Consider the following 16,921-nt stretch of genomic DNA (forward strand, 5'->3'; position numbering starts at 1 on the left):
GTGCACAATGGCTTCGATCCTTTTACTTAAACAGTGAAAGATGTAAAGGAGCAAAATGAAATGCAATATTATTATTTTTCGTTATTACTTTTAACAAGTTTGTTATGGGGTGGAAACTTTGTCGTTGGAAAGTCGCTTGTCGAACATGCTTCTCCGATGACATTGACGAGTTTAAGGTGGATCATTGCTGTTAGTTGTCTTTTGCCAATTGTATGGTGGAAAGAAAAAAAGATATTTCCTCCTCGAAGTGCAATCCTTCCTTTATTTTTGATGGGAATTACGGGTGTGGTTCTATTTAACCTATTGCAATTTGTAGCATTAGAGAAAACATCCGCGACTAATGTTGGATTAATATCAACATTAAACATGATTTCAATTGCTATTTTTTCATTTTTCTTTTTAAAAGAAAGAATTAATATTCTACAAATGTTTTCTATGTTTTTTTCGCTTATTGGCGTAATACTTGTACTTTCAAAAGGAAATATTGATCTTTTCCTTTCATTACGATTTAATACAGGTGATTTATATATGATGGCTGCTGTATGCGTTTGGGGAATATATTCCGTCTGTAGCAAATGGGCAATGGTAACGACAACACCCATGATGTCTACATTATATTCTGGTATATTTGGAATTATAGTTCTTCTACCGTTTAATTTTTCCAATTTTACAGTGTCTAATATAAATACTTCCTTCATACAATCTATTTTATATACAGGCGTTATCTCAACTGTAGCATGTATGGTACTTTGGAATATTGGTGTACAAAAATTAGGTACAACAACATCAGGTATTTTCTTGAATTTTAATCCTATTTTTACTGCAATTTTAGCTTTTTTATTATTAGGTGAAAAAATGACGTGGATACAAGGAATTGGTAGTGGTATTGTGATTATAGGCTGTTATTTGTTCTCACATTTTAAAGCGAAGGTGATTTTCAAAAAGAATTCTAGACAATCGCAGATTCAAGCATGATATTTTTTCAAAGTCTAAAAACATAATATCTCTCGTGATTACTTTTCAATATATACAAGAAAGCCTGATCCAAGGTGGATACAGGCTCATTTGTTCAAAAACTTTACGGATAAGGAATAATAAAAAAGTGCTAATTTTAACATCTTACATACTTGCGTTTAAAACCAATCCTTCCTGTTTCGACTTCTTTTTGAATACTTTCGTAAGCTTTTAGAAAGCTGCTTTTTTTCTTGTCAGCCTTTGCGGTCTCGACTGCCTTTTCATGGAGCGGCAAATATGCAATCCCCACAGTGTATAGAAAATTATTCATAGCTGATTTCGTTCTGGCGAATCGTGAATTGTATTTTTCACAAGGTCAAGCATATTGGAAATCTTGCTTTCTGAAAATTCAACGTCTAGTTGATTCCCTGAAAGCACCGTCTAGCTGAAGAGCTTTATTGCACGAGGACTTACGATGCTATGTCCTATGCAGGCATTGGAATTTCCCCTATTAAATTTTGCCCTTAAGATTGGCATCACAATATAGACAAAAGGCATTCGGAACGAATTCATTCCAAATGCCTTTTATGAATTTCATCCGCATATCATGCTTTCTTGCATCAGCAAAATACATTTACGAGCTTAATTGATGAATTTATAGGTAACTACTTAGTTTGAACCAATACAATTTCGTCAATAGTCGGAATCTCTCTTTTTAATAAAGATAAGAGAGTGTCTTCGATTGTATTGTCGATTTCACAAATTGTTATTGCATCACCATTGATTTTGGAACGTTCATTGGCCATACGGGCTATATTGAACCCTTTTTGATATAGAATTTCCGATAATTCAGCAATAACCCCTTTTTGGTCAGAATGACGAATAACAAGTGTTGGCCTTTCACCTGAAAATTTAAATGGATACTCATCGAATTCCTGAACCTCCACTTTACCACCGCCTAAAGAGCTGGCCAAAACCTTTACAGTACGTGTGAACCCTGTCAATTCTACGAGAACCGTATTTGGATGGTAGCTTCCAAGCACCCGTTTCGTGAATTCATATTGTAAGCCATTTTCCTCAGCAATTTCCTTTGAATTTGGAATGCCGTCATCCATGGTAGATAACCCGAGCACACCGGCTAAAAGAGCTAGGTCTGTTCCATGGCCTTGATAGGTTTCTGCGAAAGAGCCCATCAGCGAGAACTTTGCATATACTGGATTTTCATTTAGTAGCTGGCGGGCAATATTCCCGATCCGGACAGCCCCTGCTGTATGGGAACTCGAAGGGCCAACCATTACGGGACCGATGATTTCATACGCACTTTGGTATTTTGCCGGCCCACAGCCACTAGTTTTTTCATTTAAAATCTGCTTCTTTAATTTTTGCCCGGTCGGAGTTCCGGCAAGACCGCCTATCCCGGTTTCTCTCAACGATTCGGGCATTTGCTGTCCGACTTCATGCATCACATGGATCACTTCATCCGGCGGGATGACCGAGGCTATCCCGGCTAAAGCCATATCCGCAGCAGCTTGGGCGGTAAGTGCATGTAAACCGTTGCGGATGATGCACGGGATTTCCACCAGCCCAGCAACCGGGTCACAAACCAAACCCAGTGAATTTTTTAAAGCAATTCCGACGGCATTTCCAACCTGCATTGGTGTTCCACCGGCAAGCTCTACCAGGGTGCCGGCTGCCATTGCGGTTGCTGATCCTATTTCAGCTTGGCACCCGCCGGCTGCCCCTGATATCGAAGCTTTATTGGCAACAACTAAGCCGAGAGCAGAGGCAGTGAATATTGTCTGTACAAGCTGCTCTCGGGTAAATTTCCCGCTGTCAAGTGCGTGAACAAGGACAGCTGGCAAGATTCCCGCTGAACCAGCTGTTGGCGTTGCCACAATCCGCCCCATTGCAGCATTTACTTCTGATACCGCGAACGCATTTGCTGCAGCATTCAATGTTTTAGGATTGACAAATGAATTACCGTTTTGGGCATACTGATAAAGACGGTTTCCATCCCCACCAGTCAAACCAGTACGCGACATGACTGGACTCATTGTACCTCTGCGGACAGCCTCCTCCATTACAGTAAATTGTTCTGACATTTTTTCGATAATCGTTTCCCTCGAACAGCCTTTCTGTTGTACCTCTGTTTTGATCATCAATTCCGAAATAGTTGAGTTTTCCTGCTCTGCTTGTTCAATTAACTCTTTTAAATTAGTAAAAGACATGTGATCACTCCTATAAAGAAGAAGGTTCCCACGCCGCAGGCATAAGAACCGTCCCCTTTTTCCCTTTTTTTACTTCTGTCCAAAATATTCCGCAACCACTGCTGCCATTGCTTTTGCCGCGATGATAAGGCTGTCCTCATTAATGACAAATTTAGGATGATGGTGAGGATAAGCTGGTCCATTCTCCGGCTTTGCTCCAACATAAAACATACTGCCAGGAATTCTTTGCAAATAGTAAGCAAAATCCTCTGAACCGGACATTGGCGGTGTTTCCATTAATGCTTTGATTTCAGGAATTCCAGCCTTTTTAATCCCATTTACAACCAGTTCAGTCATGGCATTATCATTCACCAAAACAGGGTAATCATGCGAATATATTAAGTCATAGGTAATGTCAAATTCTTGAGCAAGCCCCGCTAGGATTCGCTTGAATTCCGTTTCCACTTTAGCACGAACTTCACTGGACATGGTTCTAACGTCTCCTTCAAGTTCCACGCTGTCCTTTATGACATTAAATGATCCCTTTCCATCAAACGAGCCAATCGTTACCGTCGCCATATCAAAAGGATTGATTCGGCGACTGACAATCGTCTGGGCTGCTACAACAAAATGGCTTGCTGCGACAATACTGTCATTGCTTGTATGCGGCATCGAACCATGTCCGCCTTTTCCTTGGATTTTCACTTTGAAATATGAGCGTCCGGCCTGCATTTCTCCAGAACGATAGTAGACTTCCCCGGTCACCGACGGGGACATTAGGTGAATACCGAAAATACTATCCACACCTTCCAAACATCCATCTTCAATCATGGCAATCGCTCCACCAGGAGGCGTTTCTTCCGCAGGCTGATGCAAGATAACGACGTTTCCTCTTAATTGGTCTTTCATTTCGATTAATGCTTCGGCTAATATCATTAAATAGGCAGTGTGTCCATCATGACCACATGCATGCATAACACCTGGATTAACCGATTTAAAAGGTACATCTGCCTCTTCCATAATGGGCAGTCCATCAAAATCAGCACGCAGGGCAACCGTTTTACCTGCCAGTCCGCCTTCGATTTTAACTACCACTCCATATCCGCCAACATTTGTCCGTATTATTACATTTTTATCTTTATAAAAATCAGCAATATATTGGGCCGTTTTTTCTTCTTTAAAAGATAATTCAGGATGTTGATGGAGATATCTGCGTATTTCAATCATTCTTTCTTTTTTCTCTTCAAGTTTTTGCATTAATTGATCTAGCATCATTTTCCCTCCTATTATTTTTCTGTTTTAACGGTAAGTAAAACTAGACCGCATATTACTACGGCTATTGCCAAGGTGATAAAAACGATAGAGAACGATCCACCAGCCATGGAAATTAAAGCACCGAATGCCATTGGTGCAATAAAGCCCCCAAGCGTTCCACCCGTATTGACGATCCCAATAGATGACCCAATTACTTTCTCAGGCAAAATTTTGTGCGGCCAAGAGAAAATTCCCACAAAAATCGTGGTTAGTAAAAATGTGAGCACATATAAGAAAGCAATGGAAAGGGCCAAGGAATTTGAGAATACTAAACCAAGAAACAACAAGGATGAAAGGACTGAACATACCATTAACAGTAACTTTTCCTTGCCAGCGAAATATTTTGTCAACAATACACCTGCAAATATGGAGGCTAATGTTCCACCAATAGCGTTCACTGCCAGAATTATCCCTACCGTACTAATGGATAGTGAAAATTTTGTCTTTAGGAAAGTTGGCAGCCATGACATATTTCCGTAAAAAGCCACATTCGCCAGCAGCATGGCAACGAATAAAATAATTACATTTCTATTAGAAATCACTGACTTAAAACTAACTTGTTTCTTTTCAATCTTCGTTTTGGCAGTTGGTTGGCTATTAGGTACCAATAAAGCAACCATAAGTAACGCAATGGCAAAAAATGTCCCCAGTGCATAGTAGGCATAGTGCCAATTTAAGTCAATCAGCCGTGCCCCGATTACAAACGCAAAAATTCCGCCAATTCCACTCGTTGACAAAATGAGCGATTGAATAAAAGTTCGTCTTGTTTTCGGGAAATTTTCGGCGATTCCTTTTGAACAGCTTGGAGGATAGCCTGCATGGCCAATACCAGCCAAGAAACGAATCAAAATAAACATCAATAAGCTTCCAGCAAGACCAAATGCAAATGAAAATATCGTAATGAGCGAAAGCGAAAGCATCAGTACCTTTTTATATCCAATCCTATCTGCGAGCCAGCCCCCAGGTATCTGCATTAACGAATAACCCAAGAAAAATAAACTCATTATCAAACCGGTTTGACTTGTTGTTAGATGGAATTGTTCAGCAATTGGGATAATTGCAGTCGAAATCATGTTTTTGTCCATGTAAATCATGGAATAACCAGCCATTAAAGCTGTAGTCAACAAAACTCCACCGGTATTCTTTTCCTTTGATACCGAAAGTTTTGCATCGCTTTGCTTCTTAATCGTTCCTTGAGAAACAGACATAAAAGGCTACCTCCGAATTAATATTTATGTAATCGCTTTCTTGTCTTCATTATAAATTTTTTAACTATTGAAAACATTCCAATCATTGTCGAAAACACACTCCATCATTTGCCCTTTTTCATTACTTGGCTTATTCAAACAACAAAAAAAGACCATTAAGTTTTAACCTAATGGCCTAATTTCAAAGAGATGAATGGCATTTAACGTCAAAGTGGATTGTAATAAGAGCTCCGAGGCAATGTTTTCCTCATAGATTTGCAAATCTGGATAGGCTCGCTGCTTGAGATACGTAATGATCTCTTGATCATAGATATACTGCTGATTGAGATTGAGCCAATTAAAGTAAAATGCACCATTATTTCTATCGAGAATGTATTTGCGAATTTGATAAGTGCCAGAAGGCAGCCCTGAAATCATGATTTTCTTTTCCTTTGTTAAGGAGCTCAAAAAGAAGCTTTCGACAGAATAAGTGGGATTAACATAGGAATTGTTATATATAGCTAATTGGTACCCTTGTTTCCCCTTCGTCAGTATAAAGTCCTCACCTTCGGCTAAAATTTCTTGCCCAATTTTTGCGACTAATTGCATGTTAAAAAACGCCGGACGTTTTATTTGATAATAATAAAGGAGGGCAATTCCATTCATTGCAATATTATCATTATTCATATTACTATTTTCTAATGAATGGGTATCAATCCAAAATCCCAAACCGGAAATCTCTTTTATAACATCAAGCATGTCTTTAAAAATGAGTGCTGATCGAAAAAAAGTTCCACTTAAATTTACTGTATTACCGTAAAGTGTATTCCAGTTTGTCAAGTAAATTGGTGTGCCAGCCAAGCCAGCTGAAGAAAGGTTTGCTTTTAATTCAATACACGACTTTTTTATATAATCTTTTACTCCCTTGAAGGAACTGTTATCCATATCGGTAAAGTCCACTTGTTCATTTGGATTGCAGCTGAAGCACACCAGGTCAATTTGATTCATTTGCTTTAAAAATTCAGTAACAGGGACTGATAATCCTTTTTCTAAGGAAAATGGTACATGAATTCCAACTTTTGCGGTGGAAGCCCTCTTTTTAACAGTTTGAAGGTATTCTTGATAAAAAGTCCGGGCTTTTTGATCCCACTTGGAGAACACCAATTCAAATTGCCACTTCCCGACAAAGTCATCTCCAAAATAACTGACGGCGTGCTGTAAAAAATCATCTAACATCCTTATATAATCGGGGCTGCTTACGACTTCCTTTTCAATCTCAACGCTAATGAATGGAATTAAACCCAGCCTTTGAAATTCGTTAAATAACGCATCAATCTTATAATAAGGCCCTCCTATTTGCAAAAACGGGTCCATTGTCGTAAAAGCGGGAGATAATAGGTTCGTGAAATAGGCATATTCAAAATGAAGCTGCTCCTGAACAAGCTTTAATTCTGCTTGGACTTCTTCATTTAATGCATATTCCAGCTGTCCAATCACCAGTAATCGCTGGGCTTTATCCCGGACAAGAATAGGCTCTTGCGGAAGATTAATATGTACCGCAGAAACCCCCGATTCTTTCACCGTAACTTTTTGGTCCTTTTGCGAAATATACTTGCTCAATTCAATTAAAAAGTGCGGCGAATTCACCAGAGTATATTGTTCGCTTATATTATTTACTTCCTGGAAAGGTTCTTTTTTATGAAGACCACGATATTCTGCAGGTGTTTGATTGTACATTTCCTTAAAAGCCTTGTTAAAAGCTTTCACATTTGGAAAACCATTATTTAACGAGACTTTCATAATGGTATGATCGGTATATAACAGCTCATGAACAGCTGATTTCAAACGGATTTGTTTTACATATTGTGAAAAGCTGACACCAACAGCCTGCTTGAAATAACGGGACAAATAGTATAGGGATAAATATTGCCGTTTGGCAATCTCTTCTAAAGACACTTGTTTACGATAATTTTTTTCAATAAAAGTAAGGATTTCCCTAATTCTTTCATCCTTCATTTCGATAAATCGATTCTGCCCGAGATGTGTGGTTTTGAAATTTCGGATAAGGAGTGTAACTAACTTGTAAATCAGGCTGTTGATTTCAAGTTCACTTCCATCCTGCTCTTGGTAATGTGCGATCAAAATTTCAGCCAAGAGTTGACGGAACTGATCAAACAGAAGATATAACCCATTATCCTCTTTTGATGAATGGCAGTCGAAATAACACACATGAATATCCTGATAAAGCTGCTCGATGGAATTTAGGGGAATTTGCAGCAATAATACTACATTATCTTCGTGCCCCTTAACGGTATGAACATCATTAGCATTAATTAGCAGGAGATCATTTTCCGCCAAATGCCAGGAATCTTGATTGACGATAACTTCAACTTCTCCCCGAATTACGAAAAGAATTTCTATTCCTAAATGGATATGCTGTGAGTGATGGCGAATATTTTGCAAACTGATTTGATAAGAATCTCCTAATGTTGGTTCAGACATGAACATTCACCTTTTTTAATGGGATTTTACCACTCCCCATCAAGCTTTAGCAAATCATTATCATACGTTATTTTATGTAATGTGATGGTAAGTAAGGTTTTTAATTCTATTAGTAAGAAAAAACGCAGCTCCCCGCTTATTGAAGTAAAGCAGTTATCAAATAAGTGAGGAGCTATAATACAGTCACAAATGAAGCTCCCGTTTGGTTAATATATTAATTTTTCAAAACCAGTGCTTTGGATATTGTCTTGTTTGAAATAAGTTATTATAGATCATCGATATAAAAACTAATAATAAGGTACCTATTACAATTGAAATCAGGAATCCCCAACCAGCTTGAGAATTAATAGAAACAAGGGCACTTGCCGCTGCGGGGGGATGAACAGTCTTTGTGCAAGTCATTATAATCAATACAATAGCCAATGTTAGACCGATAATGAGCAGGCTTTTACCAAAGAAGCTCCAAATGATAAGAGCTGATGTAGTAGAGATAATATGTCCTCCAATAACATTACGTGGTTGAGACAAGAGACTTTTATGCGCACCAAAAACAATAACACAGCTCGCCCCAAGAGGAGCTAATGCCATAGGGTATCCTAAATGGAAAGCTATAAAACTAATAATGATAATAGCAATGAGTCCACCTATAGCTGAAACAAAGGAATCCATATAATCTATTCTGTCTTTTTCCCTAGCTTCGCCCTTCATTTTCTTTAAGTATGCTGTTAAACCTATGTTTTGTTGATTGCTCCAACTTTTTTCAAGACTTTTTTCTAATTCCATAATTTATGTTTTCCTCGCGTTTTCTAAGTAAGTCGACAAGTCGACAGGGTTTTTTATATTGTTATCTTACAGGAAAACAATGAATTTTAAAATATATATCTTAATTTTCATTTTTTGTTTTCCATAAAACAGTTAACAACTTCCCTTATATCTGTAAGCATTGCGCGAGTGTTCCTAGTACTTTGTTAATTCATTAAGGCTTTACCGATAATAAAGAGTATAGATTAGTATCAAAAGAAACATCATTTTGGTACATATAATCTCTCAATATCCCTTCTTTTTTGAAGCCTAAATTTGTCAGCAACTTATTGGATGCTTTATTTTCAATAAAAACAATTGCTCCAATACGCGTTAAGTCAAGCTCTATAAAACCATAGGAAATCACTTTACTGACAGCTTCTGTTGCATAACCTTTGCCCCAATAATTTGGGAAAAGTGCATAGCTCAGTTCTGCTCTCTTATGTTCATGGAACCATTCTTGAAATCCAATCGTTCCAATAATGCCATCCGTTCCTTTCAATTCAATTCCCCATTTAATACCACGTTTTTCAACAAAATTCTTTGAAAAATTCGTAATGATTTGCTTCACCTGATCTATATTTGTTAATGGAGGTTGCCCATAATATCGTAATACATCTGGATTGGAAAAACATTTTAATAAATCCAGTGCATCCCCTTCAGCCAATTCTCTCAAGACCAATCGTTTTGTCTCTAATATTGGAAACATTTTTCCACTCCCTTTGCTAAAACTAGATCTATATCGTTCCAGAGGCACACCTCGTTAACACCGTACGTACTACCCTGACATATATCAGACTTCCATTTTTAAAAAAGGTCAGTCAGGTATACACCGGCTAACCTTATGATTAACGCATCCCTTAGCTATATAAAAACTTACCTGTTTCATTTATTAGGATTTGCCACTATGCTCCAGTTTCATGGCGATATTTCCCTTCTTGTGTCCTTCCTCTACATATTTATGGGCTTGAACTATTTCTTCAAACTCATAATATCTGTCAATGCCCACTACTAACTTCCCCGCTTCAACAAGTTTTTTGAGGAAGTTTAGAGCTTCGGGAGTTTCAGGTGAATTTTGACTCAATATCAGCTTCTTGCCTGTTGTCAATTTAGTCCATAGCATTCGTACACCGGGTAACGGCTTGGCAACATTTAGATAAGTTCCGTCCTTCTTCAGCGATTTTATACAAGCGTAGGTCTCACCGCGTTTACAATAGCTTACTCGCCTTCATTTATCTTCATGCCTCTAATAAGAACTTCAGCCACTTCAGGACGTGTAAACTCAAGTGGCGGGACAAGGCCGTTCCGGAGCATTTCCCTGACTTTGGTCCCACTTAATATAAACCTATCTTCATCTTTGTGGGGACATGTTTTCAGGGAAGCCATATTCAAACATTTTTTGCAGTAAAAGCTATGTTCATAGAATAGAGGTTTAATGCCAATTTTCAGCGGATCAAACTGGCTAAAAATTTCCTGGGCATCATATGTCCCATAATAGTTGCCTACACCCGCATGATCTCGGCCGACAATGAAATGCGTGCACCCATAATTCTTTCGGACAATTGCATGAAATACTGCTTCCCTGGGCCCAGCATAGCGCATTGCTGCTGGGTATATGGCAAGTAAAACCCTATCCATTGGATAGTAGCCTTTTAGTAAGGCTTGATAGCTTTCCATCCGAACATCCGCAGGTATATCATCTTTTTTCGTTTCACCGACAAGAGGATGCAATAATAGTCCATCAACGGTTTCCAATGCAGTTTTTTGCAAGTATTCATGTGCACGGTGTACTGGGTTTCTCGTTTGAAAACCGACAACAGTATTCCAACCTAAATCCGTGAACATCTTTCTCGTTTCGGAAGGGCTCATATGAAATTCCCCGAATGGCTCATGCGATGACCTATTTATTAAATAAATTGGTCCCGCAACATAGATATCCCCTTGTCCAAACAGCTTTTTAACCCCAGGGTGATTGGGATCGTCTGTTTTGTATACGAGTTTTGCTTCCTCCAGTTTATCGTATTCAAACGTTTCTTCCACCTGTATGATACCAGCAAGTTCTCCGTCATCACTGTATAAAGCGACCTCATCGCCGATGTTCAGCCGGTTTGCCTCTTCCTTCGTGACAGGAAGAGTGATCGGTATCGTCCATGGCAAGCCATTTGCCAGATGCATATCTTTAATGACACTTCGGTAATCTTCTTTTCCCATGAATCCTATAAGCGGGCTGAACGCTCCGTTTGAAATCATTTCCAGATCGGAAACATTCCATTTCGAGATGGTCAGGGACGATAAGGATTTACACTTTTCCAAGTATTCCACACGGTCATTTCTTGATATTTCACGTTGAATCAGTTTCCCGCCATGTGGATCGATACTGGTTCTTTGAACCTTCATTTATAACCCCTCAATCATTTGATTTGGTTTGTTTCATATTCTTTTATTCTAATTCGGCCAAGTCGATGTTAAAGACCATTGTCCTTTAAATAATTCATGACCTGCTGCACACATTCTTCAATGGTGTATTGACTGGTTTCAATTAGTACCTCCGGATTTTCCGGTTCTTCATATGGAGCCGAAACGCCTGTGAATGAGGTGATTTCCCCACTTCTAGCTTTCTTGTACAATCCTTTGGGATCCCGTTTTTCGCAGGCTTCGATGGGACACTTTACATAAATCTCAATAAACTCATCCTGTTGTACTTTTTTTCTTACTTCCTCCCTGTCACTCGCATAAGGCGAAATGAAAGTGGCCAACACCACTATTCCGCTATCCACAAATAGTTTGGAGACTTCTCCGATTCGCCTTATATTCTCTTTACGGTCACCAGAGCTGAAACCAAGGTCTTCATTTAATCCATTCCGTAGATTGTCTCCATCTAAAATATATGTCGAAATTCCCATCGCATGCAGTCTTCCCTCGACCATGTTGGCAATGGTGGACTTACCTGACCCTGATAAACCAGTAAACCAAAGAATATAGCTTTTATGTCCGTGCTGAGCTTGCCTTAGCTCTTTCGTAATGGAAAAAGAATGTTGATGGATATTCTCTTGTTTACTCACACTATCTCCCCTTTAATTTTTATGGAGCCCCTTTTTGTTGTTCCGGATGACAAATACCAAAGAACCTGCCCATCCGATCAATATCAGCATATATATAACGGGGACCCAATGATCCTGAAGAGACCATGTGCCAAGCAGCGTTCGAGCATTCGTCAAAATGATAAAACCCCCGACAAGGACTCCCAATAAATAAGATGGCAATTTCGTAACGATCCATGCAGCAATCGGAGCAGCAATAATCCCCCCTACCATCAGGGAGGTTACCCAAAACCAGTTCACTTCCTGCCAACCTAATGCAATGAGAAACCCCAAGGTTGCGGAAACAGCAATTGCAAACTCACTAGTGTCAACTGTACCGACCACTTTTCTGGCAGGAACACCGTCTTGGGATAATAGGACTGGAGTTGTGATAGGACCCCAACCGCCCCCACCCGTTGCATCTGCGAAGCCCGCTATCAATCCCAAGGTGATTGATTTTTTTCTTGAAAGATCAATTGATTTCTTTTCACTTTTTGTCTTAGACGTTTTTAAAAAGCGGAAAAGGACATACACACCAAGAATCAGCAGAAATATCGAAATGTATGGCTTTATCAGATCACCAGGTAAGTTACTTAAAAAGCACGCTCCTGCAAATGCCCCGATAGATCCAGGTATGATTAATTTGTAAAGTGCCTGGCGGTCGACATTCCCGAACTTCATATGTGAAATGCCTGATGCGGCGGTCGTCACGACTTCTGATAGATGAACGGATGCAGAGGCCACTGCCGGTGCGATTCCGAATGTCAGCAACATCGATGTGGATGTAACCCCATATGCCATGCCTAATGAACCATCGATCAGCTGAGCCAGAAATCCGATAAACGCAAATATAATGAGTTTTCTCATTTTCTCCTCCTACAAAGCATTCCTTTTTTATATCGTACCTGTTGTACTGTATCAACCAATGCACTTACGCTCGTCCACTGTCGATTAACGCAATGAAGCCCTTCCTGACAAAAGCTTTAATTCGTGACAGTCCCCTATTATTAAGGAAAATGAATGATTTCTATAAGATATGCAATGAGCTTTATGTATGTTATAGACTCATATAAAAATTAGGAAATTTCATTTGGCCACCCTCGAGGACCGGTGATGAAAGTCAAGCCCTTTCAACAACTAAAGGAGGTCCCTGTTTATAAAAACAGGGACCTCCTTTACATCTTGCTCACCTATTGTTGTTTCCTAAGTTCATTTACCAATAATTTTTTCATTTTGGCATGATGTCGATTAACCACCAGCCTATTTTCCCTTTTGATGCAGCCTTCATGCTTTTTAGAGCCCATTTCTGTATGAATCCTATATAGTAATAGCGGTTGAGGCACAAAGAGAAACTTGAAATTTTGCAAGATCCGCAACCATAAATCATAATCGTGTGTATATAGAAGCGACTCATCAAATATTCCGATGAGCTCAAATACCTTCCTGTGAATCATGACCGAGCAGCCATTAATAATATTTCCTCTGATCATTGCTTTAATAAGTTCAAGCTGATTAGGTGGGTATATCCCTATAATCGGAGTAATGATTTCGCCATTATCATCAATGCAGTAATAACTAGTATAACTGAATCGTGCATCTTCCCTTACCATTGCTTCCAACTGGATCTCTGTCTTCTCAGGGTAAAAGATATCATCTGAACTAAGCCAGCATACATAATCGCCTGTTGCATTTTTGATGCCGGTATTCAATGCACTGGCCGTTCCCCCATTTTCCTTTTTGATATATGTTATTTTATCTAGAAACGGATCGATTCTTTCTGAATATAATGTAGAGCCATCATTGACTACGATAATCTCAATATTTTTGTAGGTTTGGTTGAACAAGCTCTCCAAAGCTTTATCGATATATGGACAATTATAGAATGGAACAACAATCGATACTTTAGACATTTATGAACCGCCTTTCAATTGATTACCATGTATTTCGTGAGCATCAGGGCTATCCGTTTTATAAAAAAAACCATTTTTCATATTAATATTTATTTCACACTAATTAAGATATGAACCATTCCCAATCGAGTCATCCCAAATTAAAACGGCTATAAATCCAATTTGTGAATCATACGTATATTACATAGCTCTTTGTCACATCCGTTCAAAATGGATGATTTGTGCTAACTTTTGTTTTGAAAGGTAAAGTCCAACCTAAATATGAGATCTGTTGCTCCATTATTTTTAAGGAGGGGAATAATGAATATATTGTTTGTTTTTTATGTTCCAAGTGGTGGAGTGGAAACATTAAATCGGCAACGATTTGCCGCACTAAAAGAATACGGTATCGATGCTCATTATCTATATTATGATAACAGAAGGAATTTCTTGAATGACCACAGTGCCCCAACTTTTATTACGAACGATGATGCTGAAATTCAAAAAATATTGGAAAAGGGAGATTATTCCGCTATCGTGGTCGTTTCAGATTTCAAAACTTTACCGAGATTCAGGTCCATGGGGTATAAAGGAAAAATGATTATCGAAATCCAGGGTTACGGTCCAAAACATGTGGCAAGATCGGCTCTTTCAAATGCAATCCCAGATGTCAATGCCCATGCAGATGGATTCCTTAACCCAAAGACTCCTCATATCATGCAATTATTAGATGAACTTTACCCAACGTTCCCAAAGTTCAGTTTTAATAATTGCTTTGATACAAGTCAATTCTGCTACAAACCAACACCTTTAGATGGCTATAGAAAAGTGGCTTGGATAGGAAGGATCGAAGATAATAAAAATTGGAGTGAATTCCTGAAGATCGGTTATCAACTAATTAACAATCATAATCCGAAAATACAATTACTTATGTTCGAAGATCCCACCTTAAGTGACCCTAACGAAAGAGATAAATTCAATAAATTAATAAAACGGTTAAATTTAAGCTCAAAGCTTACTTTGCATTCAAATGTCCCAAATTCCCAAATGGCTGATTTTTTCTCTGAAATTGGGGATTCCGGAGGCTTTTTATGCTCCACTTCAAAAGTTGAAGGTGCCCCTTACGCACTCCTTGAAGCGATGAGTTGCAGATGCCCTGTGCTGACGACGGATTCAGATGGGGTCAGGAGCTCAATCATTCATAATCGAACGGGAAAGTTTTACTCTTTAGGAAATATCGATAATGCAGTCAGAGAGGCAAAGGAATTAATGAATAACCAGACACTAAGGGAAAGCATCCGGTCAAATGCCCTTGAGCACGTCAAAACTCATTTTAGTCCTGATTTGTATGCACAAAACTTCATCAATATGCTGGAGTCATTAGGAATAGATTCCAAGTGAAAAGAAACCGCCGGAATTTTTTCATTCCGGCGGTTTCTTAATTGACTATCATATTAGGAACTAGTTTGAGGCGCTTTGTTCCATTTTGAAATTTTCCAATTGCTTTTGCTCGTCTACTGTAAGTGATTGAAGTTTTTCGTAAAGAAGTTTTTTGGCAAAATCATATAATTCCAAATCCAATGCGTTATATTTTCTAATCAAGTTTATTAAGTCCGATGGCACTTCTTTTTTGGCCAAGCGATTTTTAGTAATATTTTTTCTTGTATAATGGATATCCCCCCAGGCATATTCCTTTTTCAGGCAAAAAAGTGTTTCATTGAACAACTCAGTGACTCCCACCACAGAAAATGACTTTAGGTTTTCCTTGGCTTTTTCAATGTCAGGGATCTCCTGGCTGCCGCATACCATCAATGTTTGTAAATTGGGTGCTTCAGGCCCTTTGACTACAAACTCCTCTAAGGTCATGTCTTTAACCATTTCATAGCCAGGATAATCCTTCAAAAAATAATAGGAAGAAATGACACGGTCTACCGGGTCACGTAACATCGTAAAATAATTGAATGGCCGTGAAAACTCCTGATGTATCCCATAGAAATAATGACCTGTAATCGCTTTGATATTCCTCTTTTCCGCTTCCGTTAATTCATCCATTTTCATCATCTTCATTTCAAAAGAGTCATGATCAAATATTTCGTTAAGCTTGTATTGTTTTTTAAATATTTCATTTAAAGTCGTTCCACCAGTTTTGGGGATATGCATAAATATATCGAGAAGACCTTCAGACATAATGATTCCTCCATTCTAGTTATAAAAATCGTGCACTATAAGTTCTTTAAATTTTTTTTGAGAATGGGCCGGTAATGGGTTTCAATCGTAAGAATATCTTTTAACATCTCAGGTTGGAATCTGCTTGTACCCGATTCTTCATGTATTCTGAACTTCGTTAAGACTTCATCCAAATAATACATTTTATAACCATTTACCAATAAACGAAGCCACATTTCATAATCATGGGTATAACGATGATATGGATTGAAGTAACCAACCGCCTCGAATACATCTTTCTTCAAAACGACAGTACAGCCATTCACGGCATTACGAAGTAAAAAAGCATGGTACACTCCGTTTTCAATATCTGAAAAGCGTTCGCCAGTCCAAGATAGAATGACTTCATCATTTTTGTTTATACTATCAAAATTCGTAAAACTCACCTTTGCATTATGTTCGAGCATAAACGAAATTTGCAGTGACACCTTTTCAGGAAGAAAATAATCATCCGAGCTTAACCATGCGATATATTCTCCCGTAGCAGCATGTATCCCATGATTCAATGCAGTAGCAGTTCCCCCGTTCTCTTTTCTTAAATAACGGATTTGTTCCAAGAACGGCTCGATTTTTTCAGTATAAATTGTCGATCCGTCGTCGACGACAATGACCTCTACATTCTTATATGTTTGATCAAGCGCACTTTGAATGGCGTGATCTATATAGGGACAATTATAAAATGGAATAATGATTGATACTTTCGGCTCCATTGCCTACCCTCCTGAAGAATTTATAGCGTATTTTTCCGACTGCCTACAATT

14 protein-coding genes and 2 pseudogenes are annotated in these 16,921 nt (G+C 38.6%); 2 read left to right on the plus strand and 14 right to left on the minus strand.

All coding sequences use genetic code 11. The features are described 5' to 3' along the window. Window positions 1–60: 60 nt before the first annotated feature. Window positions 61–975: an EamA family transporter gene (locus ACWF5P_RS18270; RefSeq protein ID WP_434167064.1), complete on the plus strand. Its 915-nt coding sequence runs from the start codon at window positions 61–63 to the stop codon at window positions 973–975. Window positions 976–1,111: 136 nt separating this feature from the next. Here ACWF5P_RS18270 and ACWF5P_RS18275 read toward each other — a convergent pair. From ACWF5P_RS18275 to ACWF5P_RS18330, 12 genes and pseudogenes are all read right to left on the minus strand, one after another. Further along, window positions 1,112–1,389 (minus strand): annotated as a pseudogene (locus ACWF5P_RS18275) (DNA alkylation repair protein); the annotation flags it as partial. Between the two features lie 230 nt (window positions 1,390–1,619). Beyond that, window positions 1,620–3,182 (minus strand): L-serine ammonia-lyase, iron-sulfur-dependent, subunit alpha, encoded by a 1,563-nt coding sequence (gene sdaAA, locus ACWF5P_RS18280; protein WP_434167065.1) that lies wholly within the window; start codon window positions 3,180–3,182, stop codon window positions 1,620–1,622. 69 nt (window positions 3,183–3,251) lie between these two features. Beyond that, window positions 3,252–4,433, minus strand: coding sequence for an amidohydrolase (locus ACWF5P_RS18285; protein ID WP_434169677.1), 1,182 nt, complete (start codon window positions 4,431–4,433; stop codon window positions 3,252–3,254). A gap of 14 nt (window positions 4,434–4,447) precedes the next feature. Then, window positions 4,448–5,683 carry an MFS transporter gene (locus ACWF5P_RS18290; RefSeq protein ID WP_101225065.1) on the minus strand — a complete coding sequence of 412 codons (1,236 nt, stop codon included), beginning with the start codon at window positions 5,681–5,683 and terminating at the stop codon, window positions 4,448–4,450. 162 nt (window positions 5,684–5,845) lie between these two features. Then, window positions 5,846–8,164, minus strand: a complete 2,319-nt coding sequence (locus ACWF5P_RS18295; protein WP_434167066.1) for a helix-turn-helix domain-containing protein — start codon at window positions 8,162–8,164, stop codon at window positions 5,846–5,848. A gap of 222 nt (window positions 8,165–8,386) precedes the next feature. Then, window positions 8,387–8,947 (minus strand): HPP family protein, encoded by a 561-nt coding sequence (locus tag ACWF5P_RS18300; RefSeq protein WP_260357799.1) that lies wholly within the window; start codon window positions 8,945–8,947, stop codon window positions 8,387–8,389. Window positions 8,948–9,140: 193 nt separating this feature from the next. Next, complete coding sequence (locus ACWF5P_RS18305; protein WP_434167067.1) at window positions 9,141–9,674, minus strand: GNAT family N-acetyltransferase; 534 nt, start codon at window positions 9,672–9,674, stop codon at window positions 9,141–9,143. Window positions 9,675–9,857: 183 nt separating this feature from the next. Next, window positions 9,858–10,181, minus strand: a pseudogene (locus ACWF5P_RS18310) (zinc-binding dehydrogenase); the annotation flags it as partial. A gap of 2 nt (window positions 10,182–10,183) precedes the next feature. Beyond that, window positions 10,184–11,362 carry a sulfate adenylyltransferase gene (sat, locus tag ACWF5P_RS18315; RefSeq protein WP_434167068.1) on the minus strand — a complete coding sequence of 393 codons (1,179 nt, stop codon included), beginning with the start codon at window positions 11,360–11,362 and terminating at the stop codon, window positions 10,184–10,186. A gap of 68 nt (window positions 11,363–11,430) precedes the next feature. Beyond that, entirely contained in the window at window positions 11,431–12,027 is a 597-nt protein-coding gene (gene cysC, locus ACWF5P_RS18320; protein WP_101225071.1) for an adenylyl-sulfate kinase, read from the minus strand. A gap of 12 nt (window positions 12,028–12,039) precedes the next feature. Further along, on the minus strand, window positions 12,040–12,912 hold the full coding sequence (locus ACWF5P_RS18325; protein WP_434167069.1) for a TSUP family transporter: 873 nt from the start codon (window positions 12,910–12,912) through the stop codon (window positions 12,040–12,042). 323 nt (window positions 12,913–13,235) lie between these two features. Beyond that, complete coding sequence (locus tag ACWF5P_RS18330; protein ID WP_434167070.1) at window positions 13,236–13,955, minus strand: glycosyltransferase; 720 nt, start codon at window positions 13,953–13,955, stop codon at window positions 13,236–13,238. Window positions 13,956–14,255: 300 nt separating this feature from the next. On the opposite strand from ACWF5P_RS18330, the gene ACWF5P_RS18335 reads away from it, so the two are divergent. Beyond that, window positions 14,256–15,335: a glycosyltransferase gene (locus tag ACWF5P_RS18335; RefSeq protein WP_434167071.1), complete on the plus strand. Its 1,080-nt coding sequence runs from the start codon at window positions 14,256–14,258 to the stop codon at window positions 15,333–15,335. A 60-nt stretch (window positions 15,336–15,395) separates the two neighbouring features. On the opposite strand, the gene ACWF5P_RS18340 is transcribed toward ACWF5P_RS18335, so the two are convergent. Both ACWF5P_RS18340 and ACWF5P_RS18345 read right to left on the minus strand, forming a co-directional pair. Continuing rightward, the gene (locus ACWF5P_RS18340; RefSeq protein ID WP_434167072.1) at window positions 15,396–16,121 is read right to left on the minus strand and encodes a sulfotransferase family 2 domain-containing protein; all 726 of its coding nucleotides are present in this window, start codon (window positions 16,119–16,121) and stop codon (window positions 15,396–15,398) included. A gap of 35 nt (window positions 16,122–16,156) precedes the next feature. After that, window positions 16,157–16,870 carry a glycosyltransferase family 2 protein gene (locus ACWF5P_RS18345; protein ID WP_230175837.1) on the minus strand — a complete coding sequence of 238 codons (714 nt, stop codon included), beginning with the start codon at window positions 16,868–16,870 and terminating at the stop codon, window positions 16,157–16,159. Window positions 16,871–16,921: the final 51 nt, after the last annotated feature.

Source organism: Peribacillus sp. NPDC055009 (assembly GCF_053608705.1).